The organism is Frigoribacterium sp. CF331 (assembly GCF_057787905.1).
This window is the reverse complement of the sequence record NZ_CM173545.1, coordinates 1,201,204-1,214,774: the sequence shown is the minus strand read 5'-3', so window position 1 is coordinate 1,214,774 and position 13,571 is coordinate 1,201,204. Positions and strand designations below refer to the sequence as shown.

General features: G+C 69.5%; 7 protein-coding genes. 6 read left to right on the top strand and 1 reads right to left on the bottom strand.

Going from position 1 to position 13,571, the window contains the following annotated elements; all coding sequences use genetic code 11:
• From AC3CCI_RS05620 to csrA, 4 genes are all read left to right on the top strand, one after another.
• On the top strand, positions 1-1,266 hold the full coding sequence (locus AC3CCI_RS05620) for an EscU/YscU/HrcU family type III secretion system export apparatus switch protein (protein ID WP_488628360.1): 1,266 nt from the start codon (positions 1-3) through the stop codon (positions 1,264-1,266).
• Positions 1,263-3,314, top strand: coding sequence for a flagellar biosynthesis protein FlhA (locus AC3CCI_RS05615; RefSeq protein WP_354594932.1), 2,052 nt, complete (start codon positions 1,263-1,265; stop codon positions 3,312-3,314). The genes AC3CCI_RS05620 and AC3CCI_RS05615 overlap by 4 nt, the downstream gene beginning before the upstream one ends.
• A gap of 1 nt (position 3,315) precedes the next feature.
• Entirely contained in the window at positions 3,316-4,518 is a 1,203-nt protein-coding gene (locus tag AC3CCI_RS05610; RefSeq protein ID WP_488628359.1) for a hypothetical protein, read from the top strand.
• Between the two features lie 126 nt (positions 4,519-4,644).
• The gene (csrA, locus tag AC3CCI_RS05605) at positions 4,645-4,893 is read left to right on the top strand and encodes a carbon storage regulator CsrA (RefSeq protein WP_043596512.1); all 249 of its coding nucleotides are present in this window, start codon (positions 4,645-4,647) and stop codon (positions 4,891-4,893) included.
• A gap of 42 nt (positions 4,894-4,935) precedes the next feature.
• Here the strand turns inward: csrA and AC3CCI_RS05600 are convergent, their stop codons facing one another.
• Positions 4,936-5,793, bottom strand: coding sequence for a spermidine synthase (locus AC3CCI_RS05600; protein ID WP_354594930.1), 858 nt, complete (start codon positions 5,791-5,793; stop codon positions 4,936-4,938).
• Between the two features lie 320 nt (positions 5,794-6,113).
• On the opposite strand from AC3CCI_RS05600, the gene rpoB reads away from it, so the two are divergent.
• Positions 6,114-9,605: a DNA-directed RNA polymerase subunit beta gene (rpoB, locus tag AC3CCI_RS05595; protein ID WP_354594929.1), complete on the top strand. Its 3,492-nt coding sequence runs from the start codon at positions 6,114-6,116 to the stop codon at positions 9,603-9,605.
• Positions 9,606-9,654: 49 nt separating this feature from the next.
• A complete protein-coding gene (locus AC3CCI_RS05590) occupies positions 9,655-13,536 on the top strand; it encodes a DNA-directed RNA polymerase subunit beta' (RefSeq protein ID WP_354594928.1) in 3,882 nt (1,293 codons plus the stop codon).
• The last annotated feature ends 35 nt before the right edge of the window (positions 13,537-13,571 follow it).

The window sequence follows — 13,571 nt, the reverse complement described above, 5'->3', positions numbered from 1 at the left end:
ATGGCGGACGATTCCGGCGAGCGTTCGGAGGCCGCGACCGACAAGCGCATGAAGGAGGTCCACTCGAAGGGCCAGCTGTCCCGGTCGCAGGACCTCAGCGCCTGGGTGGGCGTCGGCGCGGCTGCCGTGATGATCCCGTCCACCATCGAGCGGGCCTCGTCGGCCGGCGTCGACCAGATCTTCTCCATCCGTCAGGCGATCGCGCACCCCGACTCGTCGACGGTCGTCACCGAGCTGATGCAGGGCGCCGGGTCGATGGCCGCCACCATCGGTCCGATGCTCGCCGTGGTCGGCGTGGCCGTGCTGGCCACCGCGATCGTGCAGGGCGGCGTCCACATCAAGCGCATGACCGGCAACTACGAGCAGTTCAACCTGCTCAACGGCCTGAAGAACACCTTCGGCACGCAGGCGCTCTGGAACGGCGCGAAGGCCCTCATCAAGACGACCGTCGTCGGCCTCGTGCTCTGGTTCGCGATCCAGGGCCTGATGCCCGTGCTGACGAGCGGCGGCGGTCTCAGCGTCTCGGCCGTGCTCGAGGAGGCCGAGGCCGGCACCGGCATCCTGATCAAGGCGGCGATCGCGGCCGGCCTGCTGCTGGCCTTCGCCGACGTCTTCGTCGTCATGCGTCGCAACCGCAAGAAGACGCGCATGACCAAGAAAGAGGTCAAGGACGAGAACAAGTCGAGCGACGGCGACCCCCTGGTCAAGTCGCAACGGCGGTCCCGTCAGCTCGCGATGAGCCGCAACCGCATGATCGGGGCCATCGCCGACGCCGACGTCGTCATGGTCAACCCGACCGACTACGCCGTCGCCGTGAAGTACGAGCCCGGCAAGTCGGCGCCGCGCGTCGTCGCGAAGGGCGCCGGCACCGTCGCGGCCCGCATCCGCGAGCAGGCCAGCGCAGACGGCGTGCCGCTCGTCGTCGACGTGCCGCTGACCCGGGCCCTGCACGCCGCCTGCGGGCTCGGCGACGAGATCCCCGTCGACCTCTACACGCCGGTCGCCCGCGTGCTCACCTTCGTCATGGCGCTCAAGGCCCGCGGCACGCTGACCGGCACGCACACCCCGCCTCGCGTCACGACCGCCGACGAGGTCGCCGGCGTCCTCGCCCCCGAGTCGCTCGAGGCCGACGCCGTGCCCCGCCGCATCCGCATCGCCCGCGAGGTCGCGACCGCCGCGACCGCCGCGGGCTCCGCGACCTCCCGCACCGCGCCTCCCGCGCCCTCCCGCTCCGTCCGCCCCGCCACCTCTGGAGGCACCCGATGAAGTCCACCCTGCCCAAGCTCGCCGTCCCGGTCGGCATCGTCGGCATCGTGCTGCTGCTCGTCGTGCCGGTGCCCGCGCCGCTGCTCGACGTGCTGATCATCCTCAACATCCTGTTGGCGCTGGTGATCCTGCTGACGACGCTGTTCGTCAAGAAGCCGCTCGACTTCTCGGTGTTCCCGTCGCTGCTGCTCGTCGCCACGCTGTTCCGCCTCGGGCTGAACGTCGCGTCGACCCGGCTCGTCCTGGGCGACGGCTACGCGGGCGACGTCATCGCGGCGTTCGGACACGTCGCCGTGAGCGGCTCGATCATCATCGGCTCGGTGATCTTCCTGATCCTGGTCGTGATCCAGTTCGTGGTCGTCACGAAGGGCGCCGAGCGCGTGGCCGAGGTGGGCGCGCGGTTCACCCTCGACGCCATGCCCGGCAAGCAGATGGCGATCGACGCCGACCTCAACGCCGGCCTGATCACCGACGAGGTCGCCAAGCAGCGCCGCGCCGACGTCAGCGCCGAGGCCGACTTCTACGGCGCGATGGACGGAGCCTCGAAGTTCGTCAAGGGCGACGCCATCGCCGGCATCATCATCATCATCATCAACCTGGTCGGCGGCATCGCGATCGGCGCCCTGCAGAACGGCATGGCCATCGGCGACGCCCTGTCGCACTACGGCCTGCTCACCATCGGCGACGGCCTCACCACCCAGATCCCCGCCCTGCTGATGGCCGTCTCGACCGGCATGATCGTCACCCGCTCCGGAGCCGACACCGAGATGGGCGCCCAGGCCGCGTCGCAGCTCGGGCAGTCGCGCATCGCGCTCGCCGTCGCGGGCGTCGCCGCGATCGGCATGGGGTTCATCCCCGGCATGCCGATCGTCGCCTTCCTCCTGATCGGCGGCGCCCTGCTCGTCGTCGCCTACCGGCTCGGCGTCGCCGCGAAGGCCGAGGAGGCGCGCGCGGCCCTCGCAGAACAGCAGGCGGCGGTCGTCGCCCCCACCGACACGACCGACGACCTGCTCGAGCAGATGCGGGTGCACGCCCTCGAGATCCTGCTGGCGCCCGACCTGGTCGACATGGTCGGCGGCGGCTCGGACGACCTGCTCGGCCGGGTCAAGGCGCTGCGGCGCAAGATCGCCGTCGACCTCGGCATCGTCGTGCCGCCGGTCCGCACCCGCGACAGCGTCGACCTGCCGCCCGCGACGTACTCGATCCGCATCGCGGGCGTCGAGGCGGGCCGCGGCCAGGCCCCGGCCCGCTCGGTGCTCGCCCTCGGCGACCAGCTCGACGGCCTGCCCGGCACCGCCACGGTCGAGCCCGTCTTCGGCCTGGCCGGCAAGTGGGTGCCCGCCGAGATGCGGCACAGCGCCGAGATGACCGGCGCGACCGTGATCGACCGCGTCTCGGTGCTCGTCACCCACCTGTCGTCGATCATCGCCGACAACGCCGCCCGCCTGCTCACCCGCGAGGACGTCCGCGTGCTCACCGAGGGCGTCAAGCAGGTCAACGCACCCGCCGTCGACGACCTCGTGCCGAGCATGCTCTCGCTCGCCGAGCTGCAGCGCGTGCTGCAGGGGCTGCTCGCCGAGCGCATCCCGATCAACGACCTCGCCCGCATCTGCGAAGGGCTGACGCTGCGGGCGAAGGTGTCGACCGACCCGGAGGGACTCGTCGAGGCGGCCCGCGCCTCCCTGGGCCCCGCGCTCACGGCGCAGTACCTCGACGGGCGCGTGCTGCGGGTCATCATGATCGACCCCACGCTCGAGCAGTCGATGCTCGAGGGGCTGCGGCCGAGCGACCAGGGCACCCAGATCCTGCTCGACGGCCACCGGGTCGAGCAGGTGCTCGGGTCGCTGCGCGAGGCCGTGCAGGCGGTCGAGGCGCAGGGGCTCGGCGCGGTGCTCGTCTGCGCGCCGGCGCTGCGACCGGCGATCCACCGGCTCGTCTCGGCCCAGCAGAACGGCCTGCCCGTGCTCTCGTACCAGGAGGCCACCGCCGCCGGGTCGACCATCGAGACCGTCGGCGTCGTCCGCGCGACCGACTCGATCGTGGCCTGAGATGGCGACCACGATCGTCATGACCGGCGACTCGCTCGACGAGCTGCGCCGCGAGGTGCGGGCGACCCACGGCGCCTCGGCGCGCATCGTCGCCGCCCAGAAGGTCACCGTCGGGGGAGTCGCGGGCTTCTTCGCCCGCAAGCACTACGAGGTCACCGTCGAGGTGCCCGACCCCGCGATCGACCTGCCCGTCGCCCGTGTGCGCATCACGACGCCGGTGCCGGCCGAGCGGGCGGGCATCGCGGCGCTGCTGGCCTCGGCCGACGAGGCCGAGGACGCCCTGCGCGCGGGGACGCCCGCGCCCCGGGCCGCGTGGTCGGCGTCGATGGCCCCGGGTGACGCGGCCGCGTCGAGCGCCCCCGTGCGCGACGGGTTCGACGACGTGCTGACCGGGTCGGCCACGCCGGTGAGCCCCCGCCGTGCCGCTCGGGCGGCCGCCGCCGCGGGCGGGGCGTCCAGCCCTGCCGCGGCGTCGACCGACTCGACCCCGGGAGGTGCGGTGCCGGTCTCGCCCCCGGCCGACGTGTCGACGCGAACCGACGCCTTCGCCTCGATCATGGACGACCTCACCTTCAACGGCATCGCGCCGGCGGCCGGTGCTGCCGCAGCTGCCGGTGCCGCAGCCGCGGGCACCGGTGCCGCCGCCCCGGCCGACGGTGACGCCGCCGACCCCGACGCGCCGCACGGGGCCGCTCCCCGGCGCACGGCCGCCTCGCTCGCGGCCGCCGCCGACGCCCTCGCCGCGCAGGCCCGGGCCGTCGCCACCCCGGGTGTGCCGGCCGCCCCCGACGTGTCGCGCGGGGCAGGCGACCTCGTCGTCGTGGTCGGCCGCCCCGGCGATGCGTTCCGCGTGGCCGCCCAGATGGCGTCGACGTTCGGGCTGCGCTCGGTCGACGTGTCCGACCGCCGCAGCGGCATCCTGGCCCGGGCGACCGGCGTGCACGAGAACTCGGCCGTCGTGACCGCGCTCGCCTGGGACGCCGCCGCCCCCGCCGCCCTCGAGGCGATCGCGGCCGACCAGGTGTGGGTCGCGGTCGACGTCGGACGCAAGCACGACGACACGGCCCGCTGGGTCGAGGCCGTCCGAGCGGTCGCGCCCGTGGTCGCGGCCGCGGTGGTCGGCGAGGACGACACGGCGACCCCGGGCACGGTGCACCTGCTCGGCGTGCCGGTGGGCTGGCGCGAAGGAGGCGCGGGCCGCTGAGCCGCGCCTCCCGCGGTCGTCGTCCTGCCGCGGTGGTGCCCCGTGGCCGACGCGTCCCCCGGCGGCCGACCCGCGCCTCCTGCCTGTCGTCGTCACCGACGGCCGCCCGCTCGGTAAGCTGGCCCGATGCTGGTGCTGACACGCAAGGTCGGAGAACGCATCGTGATCGGCGACGACATCGTCATCACGGTGCTCGACTCCCGTGGCGACGGCGTGCGCATCGGCATCGACGCACCGCGCGGGGTCAAGATCCAGCGCGAAGAGGTCATCAAGGCCGTGACCGAGGCCAACGTCGAGGCGGCCAAGGCCCCCGACGACGCCGAGGCCCGCCTGCGCGCCGCCCTCGGCGCCCCCGCGCCCCGCGCCGACCAGTAGGCCCGCGCCCGTCGCCCGTCGCCCGGCCCCGTGCGGTGGCGGTCAGCGCGCCCCGAACACGCTCCGCGACGGCTCGGGCGAGGGAACGGCCGTCGCGTCGGTGACGACGGGCGCCCCGGCGACGAAGTCGCGCAGCTCGCGGCCGTGGACGACCTTCGCCGGCAGCGGGTCCGACGAGTAGAGCCGGGGCATGCGATCGGTCGGCAGCGGTGAGTGCGAGCCGATCAGCACGACGTTGCCGAAGCGGCGACCCTTGAGCGTGGCGGGGTCGGCGACCGCGACGACGTGGTCGAAGACGGTCGCGAGCGTCGACGCCTGCCCCCGGGCGAAGGCCAGCCCCGCGCCGTCGGCCGAGTTGACGATCAGCATGCCGGTCGGCGACAGGAACTCGGCCGCCGCCGCGTAGAACTCGAGCGAGGTCACGTGCGCCGGGATCTGCGACCCGCCGAACACGTCGACGATCAGCAGGTCGACCGTGCCGCGGAGCCCCGCGGGCAGCTTGACCATCACCTCGCGGGCGTCGCCGTAGCGCACCCGGATCGACGCGCCGCGCGGCAGCGGCAGGGTCTCGCGCACCAGGGCCACGAGGTCGGCCTCGAGCTCGATCACCTGCTGGCGCGAGCCCGGTCGGGTGGCCTCGACGTAGCGGGGCAGGGTGAGGGCACCCGCCCCGAGGTGGAGCGCCGTGACCGGCCCCTCGGGCAGCAAGTCGACGGCGTGGCCGATCCGTCGGACGTACTCGAACGCCAGGTGCGTCGGGTCGTCGAGGTCGACGTGCGACTGGGGCGTGCCGTCGACGACGAGCGTGTACGAGCCCGGGCGGTGCCGGTCCTCGTCCACGCGGGCGAGGCCCGCCCCGATCGAGATCTCGACGGGCGGTTCGTCGTGCTGTGCGGCCATGCCTCCAGCCTCCCATCACCGGGACCAGGAGGCGCGCGCGGCCCACGATCCCGGGGATCGCCTGTGCATGCGCCCGGGTTATACCGAAGCTCGAGCGAAAGGTCAACGACAGGGCTTGCCAGGCGTGTCCGGGGCGACCTAGTATGGACCTTTGCGCTCCCCGTGCGTCCTGTCGTCATATTGCGGTCGACAACGTCTCGAGACACCCACCCCCGAATATGACGGCGGGGTGGATGGTGTCCGCCGGGTAGGGCCGTTCACACACTCACCACATACTGTCCGACAGTGATGACCCGACGGGGTCCACGGAGGTTACTTCCTTGGCTGCTGCGAACAACGCATCCACCAATTCACCCAAGAACGGTCGCAACGCATCGCGGCTCTCGTTCGCCAAGATCACCGACACGCTGACGGTCCCCGACCTCCTGGCGCTGCAGACCGAGAGCTTCGACTGGCTCGTCGGCAACGACATCTGGAAGGACCGCCTCGCCGAGGCGACCGAGCAGGGTCGCACCGACCTGGCCCTCCACTCGGGCCTGGAAGAGATCTTCGAGGAGATCTCGCCGATCGAGGACCTCGGCGAGACCATGCAGCTCTCGTTCACGGCTCCCGAGCTCGAAGAGCCCAAGTACACGATCGACGAGTGCAAAGAGCGTGGCAAGACCTACGCCGCGCCCCTCTACGTGAACGCCGAGTTCATGAACCACCTCACCGGTGAGATCAAGACCCAGACGGTCTTCATGGGCGACTTCCCCCTCATGACCGAGCGGGGCACGTTCATCATCAACGGCACCGAGCGCGTCGTCGTCTCGCAGCTCGTCCGCAGCCCGGGCGTCTACTTCGAGCGCGCGTCCGACAAGACCAGCGACAAGGACATCTACTCGGCACGCGTCATCCCGAGCCGTGGTGCCTGGCTCGAGTTCGAGATCGACAAGCGCGACCAGGTCGGCGTGCGCATCGACCGCAAGCGCAAGCAGAGCGTCACCGTCTTCCTCAAGGCCCTGGGCCTGACGAGCGAAGAGATCATGGAGGAGTTCAAGGGCTTCGCCTCGATCGAGGCGACCCTCGAGAAGGACGCCATCCTCACGAAGGAAGAGGCGCTCAAGGACATCTACCGCAAGCTGCGTCCGGGCGAGCAGGTCGCCGCCGAGGCCGCGCGTGCGCTCCTCGACAACTTCTACTTCAACCACAAGCGCTACGACCTGGCGAAGGTGGGTCGCTACAAGATCAACCGCAAGCTGGGCATCGACGCGCCGCTCGGCGACTCGGTCCTGACCGTCGACGACATCGTCGCGACGATCAAGTACCTGGTCTCGCTGCACGCCGAAGAGAAGACGATGAACGGCACGCGCGACGGCGAGCCCGTCCAGCTGCGCCTCGACGTCGACGACATCGACCACTTCGGCAACCGTCGCATCCGCGCGGTCGGCGAACTGATCCAGAACCAGGTCCGCACCGGTCTGTCGCGCATGGAGCGCGTCGTCCGCGAGCGCATGACCACGCAGGACATCGAGGCGATCACGCCGCAGACCCTGATCAACGTGCGCCCCGTCGTCGCCGCGATCAAGGAGTTCTTCGGCACCTCGCAGCTGTCGCAGTTCATGGACCAGAACAACCCGCTCTCGGGTCTGACGCATAAGCGTCGCCTCAGCGCGCTCGGCCCCGGTGGTCTGTCGCGTGAGCGTGCCGGCGTCGAGGTCCGCGACGTCCACCCCTCGCACTACGGCCGCATGTGCCCGATCGAGACCCCTGAAGGCCCGAACATCGGTCTGATCGGTTCGCTGGCGTCCTTCGCCCGCATCAACTCGTTCGGCTTCATCGAGACGCCGTACCGTCGCGTGAACAAGGGCAACGTCACCACGACGATCGACTACCTCACCGCCTCCGAAGAGGACGACTACGTCGTCGCCCAGGCGAACGCGCCCCTGAACGACTCCTTCGACTTCGTCGACGACAAGGTGCTCGTCCGCAAGAAGGGCGGCGAGGTCGAGCTCGTCGACAAGGCCGAGGTCGACTACATGGACGTCTCGCCGCGCCAGATGGTGTCGGTGGCCACGTCGCTGATCCCGTTCCTCGAGCACGACGACGCGAACCGCGCCCTCATGGGTGCCAACATGCAGCGTCAGGCCGTCCCGCTCGTCCGCAGCGAGAGCCCCCTCGTCGGCACCGGCATGGAGGGCTACACCGCGATCGACGCCGGTGACGTCGTCACCGCCGACGCCGCGGGCGTGGTCTCCGAGGTGTCGGCCGACGTCGTCACCGTGCAGCTCGACGACGGCGGCACGCAGGACTACTACCTGCGCAAGTTCGACCGCTCGAACCAGGGCGCCAGCTACAACCACCGCGTGATCGTCGACGCCGGCCAGCGCGTCGAGGTCGGCGAGGTCATCGCCGACGGTCCCGCGACCGAGAACGGCGAGCTCGCGCTCGGCAAGAACCTGCTCGTCGCGTTCATGCCGTGGGAGGGCTACAACTACGAGGACGCGATGATCCTGTCGCAGAACCTCGTGAAGGACGACACGCTCTCCTCGATCCACATCGAAGAGTACGAAGTCGACGCCCGCGACACGAAGCTCGGCAAGGAGGAAATCACCCGTGACCTCCCCAACGTCAGCCCCGACCTGCTGGCCGACCTCGACGAGCGCGGCATCATCCGCATCGGTGCCGAGGTGCGCCCCGGCGACATCCTCGTGGGCAAGGTCACGCCGAAGGGCGAGACCGAGCTCAGCGCCGAAGAGCGCCTGCTGCGCGCGATCTTCAACGAGAAGAGCCGCGAGGTCCGCGACACGTCCCTGAAGGTGCCCCACGGCGAGCAGGGAACGGTCATCGGCGTCAAGGTGTTCGACTCGCAGGACGGCGACGACGAGCTCGGCTCGGGCGTCAACCAGCGCGTGGTCGTGTTCATCGCCCAGAAGCGCAAGATCACCGCGGGTGACAAGCTCGCCGGTCGTCACGGCAACAAGGGCGTCATCTCGACGATCCTCCCCGTCGAGGACATGCCCTTCCTCGCCGACGGCACCCCCGTCGACATCATCCTCAACCCGCTCGGCGTGCCCGGCCGCATGAACTTCGGCCAGGTGCTCGAGATCCACCTCGGGTGGATCGCCGCGCAGGGCTGGAACGTCGAGGGCATCCAGGAGTGGGCGAAGAACCTGCCGGAAGAGGCGCTCAGCGCCGCTCCCGGCACGAAGGTCGCCACCCCGGTGTTCGACGGTGCCGCCGAGCGCGAGATCGAGGGTCTGCTCGACTCGACCCTGCCGACCCGCGACGGCGAGCGCCTGATCGGTTCGTCCGGCAAGGCGCGACTGTTCGACGGTCGCTCGGGTGAGCCGTTCCCCAACCCGATCTCGGTCGGTTACATGTACATCCTGAAGCTGCACCACCTCGTCGACGACAAGATCCACGCTCGTTCGACGGGCCCGTACTCGATGATCACGCAGCAGCCGCTGGGTGGGAAGGCGCAGTTCGGTGGCCAGCGCTTCGGCGAGATGGAGGTCTGGGCCCTCGAGGCCTACGGCGCCGCGTACGCGCTGCAAGAGCTCCTGACCATCAAGTCGGACGACATCCTCGGCCGCGTGAAGGTGTACGAAGCCATCGTCAAGGGCGAGAACATCCAGGAGCCCGGCATCCCCGAGAGCTTCAAGGTCCTCATCAAAGAGATGCAGTCGCTCTGCCTGAACGTCGAGGTCCTCTCGGCCGACGGCCAGACGGTCAGCCTGCGCGACACGGACGACGAGGTCTTCCGTGCCGCCGAAGAGCTCGGCATCAACATCTCCTCCCGCTTCGAATCGTCGAACGTCGACGAGATCTAAGCCCCCTTCCCACAACGACACGTCGATACATCTGACAAGGGATTAAATTTTGATCGAAGCAACAACTTTCGATGAGCTGCGGATCGGCCTCGCCACTGCCGAGAACATCCGCGCCTGGTCGCACGGTGAGGTCAAGAAGCCGGAGACCATCAACTACCGCACGCTGAAGCCCGAGAAGGACGGCCTCTTCGGAGAGCAGATCTTCGGGCCCTCGCGTGACTGGGAGTGCGCGTGCGGCAAGTACAAGCGCGTCCGTTTCAAGGGCATCGTCTGCGAGCGCTGCGGCGTCGAGGTCACGAAGTCGTCCGTGCGTCGTGAGCGCATGGGCCACATCGAGCTCGCCGCCCCCGTCACGCACATCTGGTACTTCAAGGGTGTCCCCTCGCGCTTGGGCTACCTGCTCGACATGGCCCCGAAAGACCTGGAGAAGGTCATCTACTTCGCGGCCTACATGGTCATCTCGATCGACGAAGAGGGCCGTCACGCCGACATGCCCGGGCTCGAGAACGAGCTCCGTCTCGAGATCAAGCAGCTCGAGTCGCAGCGCGACACGCGCATCGCCGACCGCCTGAAGAAGCTCGAGGACGACCTGGCCGTCCTCGAGGAGGAAGGCGCGAAGAGCGACCAGAAGCGTCGTGCGAAGGACGGCGCCGAGAAGGAGATGTCGCAGACCCGCAAGTCGTTCGACGAGGACATCAACCGCCTCGAGCGCGTGTGGGAGGACTTCCGCAACCTCAAGGTCGGCGACCTCAAGCCCGAGGACGCCGTCTTCCACGAGCTGCAGGACCGCTTCGGCATCTACTTCGAGGCCCACATGGGCGCCGAGGCGATCAAGAAGCGCCTCGAGGCCTTCGACCTCACCACCGAGGCCGAGAACCTCCACCTGCAGATCTCCGAGGGCAAGGGTCAGAAGAAGATCCGCGCCATCAAGCGCCTGCGCGTCGTCAGCTCGTTCCTGGCCACCGGCAACTCGCCGGCCGCCATGGTCCTCGACGTCGTCCCGGTCATCCCGCCCGAGCTGCGCCCGATGGTGCAGCTCGACGGTGGCCGCTTCGCGACCAGCGACCTGAACGACCTCTACCGTCGCGTGATCAACCGGAACAACCGCCTCCGTCGCCTGCTCGACCTCGGTGCCCCCGAGATCATCGTGAACAACGAGAAGCGCATGCTGCAAGAGGCCGTCGACGCCCTGTTCGACAACGGCCGTCGTGGTCGCCCCGTCACCGGCACCGGCAACCGCGCCCTGAAGTCCCTGAGCGACATGCTCAAGGGAAAGCAGGGTCGCTTCCGCCAGAACCTGCTCGGCAAGCGCGTCGACTACTCGGGTCGCTCGGTCATCATCGTCGGCCCGACGCTCAAGCTGCACCAGTGCGGTCTGCCCAAGCAGATGGCCCTCGAGCTGTTCAAGCCGTTCGTCATCAAGCGCCTGATCGACCTGAGCCACGCTCAGAACATCAAGTCGGCCAAGCGCATGGTCGAGCGTTCGCGCCCGCAGGTCTGGGACGTCCTCGAAGAGATCATCCGCGAGCGCCCCGTGCTGCTGAACCGTGCGCCCACGCTGCACCGTCTCGGCATCCAGGCGTTCGAGCCCCAGCTGGTCGAGGGCAAGGCCATCCAGCTGCACCCGCTCGTCTGCGCGGCGTTCAACGCCGACTTCGACGGTGACCAGATGGCCGTGCACCTGCCGCTGTCCGTCGAGGCCCAGGCCGAGGCGCGCATCCTGATGCTCGCGTCGAACAACATCCTGAAGCCGTCCGACGGTCGCCCGGTGACCCTGCCCGCGCAGGACATGATCATCGGCCTGCACTACCTCACGACGGTCACCGAGGGTGCCGAGGGCGAAGGCCGTGCCTTCTCGTCGGTCGCCGAGGCGATCCTCGCGAAGGACCAGGGCTCGCTCGACCTCAACGCGATGGTCAAGATCCGCATGAACGGCGTGCACTTCGCCGAGGGCGAGGCTCCCGAGGGCTACGAGGTCGGGCAGGACATCCTGCTCGAGACGACCCTCGGTCGCGCGCTCTTCAACGAGAACCTGCCGGCGGACTACCCGTTCGTGCAGCAGGTGACCGACAAGGGCATGCTCTCGACGATCGTCAACGACCTCGCCGAGCGCTACCCGAAGGTCGCCGTCGCGGCCGCCCTCGACAACATCAAGGACGCGGGCTTCTACTGGGCCTCGCGTTCGGGTGTCACCGTGGCGCTGTCCGACGTGCTCACGCCTCCCCGCAAGCCCGAGATCGTCGCGGGCTACGAGAAGCAGGCCGCGGCGGTGCAGTCCGAGTTCGACAAGGGCCTCATCTCCGACGCCGAGCGTCGTGCCGACCTGATCAAGATCTGGACGGAGGCCACGAACGAGGTCGCCGCCGAGATGCGGTCGAACTTCCCGGTCGACAACACCATCAACCGCATGGTGACGTCGGGTGCTCGTGGTAACTGGCTGCAGGTGCGCAACATCGCCGGCATGCGAGGCCTGGTGAACAACCCGAAGGGTGACATCATCCCCCGCCCGATCATCTCGTCGTACCGCGAGGGTCTGTCGGTGGCCGAGTACTTCATCGCGACGCACGGTGCCCGCAAGGGCCTGGCCGACACGGCCCTCCGTACGGCCGACTCGGGGTACCTGACCCGTCGTCTCGTCGACGTGTCGCAGGACGTCATCATCCGTGAGGACGACTGTGGCACCTCGCGTGGACTCGAGATGCCGATCGCCGCACCCGACGCCAACGGCGTCATGGTGCGCGACGCGACCGTCGAGAACACCGTGTTCGCCCGGTCGCTCGCGGCCGCCGCGGTCGACGCCCAGGGCACGGTGCTGGCCGAGGCCGGCGCCGACGTCGGAGACGTGCTGATCGACGAGCTCGTGGCGGCCGGGGTCGAGACCATCAAGGTCCGCTCCGTCCTCACCTGCGAGGCCGCGGTCGGCGTCTGCGCGCAGTGCTACGGCCGTTCGCTGGCCACCGGCAACCTGGTCGACATCGGTGAGGCCGTCGGCATCATCGCGGCCCAGTCGATCGGTGAGCCCGGCACGCAGCTGACGATGCGCACCTTCCACACCGGTGGTTCGGCCTCGGCCGACGACATCACGCAGGGTCTGCCCCGCGTGACCGAGCTGTTCGAGGCCCGCACGCCCAAGGGTGCGTCCCCGATCGCCGACTCGGCCGGTCGCATCACGATCGAGGACACCGACAAGGCCCGCCGCGTCATCCTGCAGCCCGACAACGGCGACGAAGAAGTGATCTACCCCGTGCTCAAGCGCTCGACCCTCCTCGTCGAGGACGGTCAGCACGTCGAGCTCGGTGAGCAGATCATCGCCGGTGCGGTCGACCCGAAGGAGGTCCTTCGCGTGAAGGGCGTCCGTGCGGTGCAGCAGCACCTCGTGGGCGGCGTCCAGGACGTCTACCGCTCGCAGGGCGTGCCGATCCATGACAAGCACATCGAGGTCATCGTCCGTCAGATGCTCCGCAAGGTCACCGTCGTCGACCACGCCGACACCGACCTGCTGCCCGGTGAGCTCGTCGACCGGTCGAAGTACAACGAGATCAACCGTGCGGCACTGACCGAGGGCAAGCGGACCGCGTCCGCTCGTCAAGAGGTCATGGGCATCACGAAGGCCTCGCTGGCGACCGAGTCGTGGCTGTCGGCCGCGTCCTTCCAGGAGACGACCCGCGTCCTGACGCAGGCGGCGATGGAGGGCAAGAGCGACCCGCTGGTCGGTCTGAAGGAGAACGTCATCATCGGAAAGCTCATCCCCGCGGGCACCGGCCTGTCGCGTTACCGCGACGTGTCGGTCGAGGCGACCGAGGAGGCGAAGGCCGAGCGGTACCCCAACCGCGTCTTCACCGATGACGCGTCGTTCAACGAGGCGGACCTGAGCTTCGTCGACTTCGACTCGTTCTCGTCGGACGACTTCACGCCCGGCACCTACAACTGAGCGACTGACGGAGGTGCGGTGAGGGTCTGACCCGC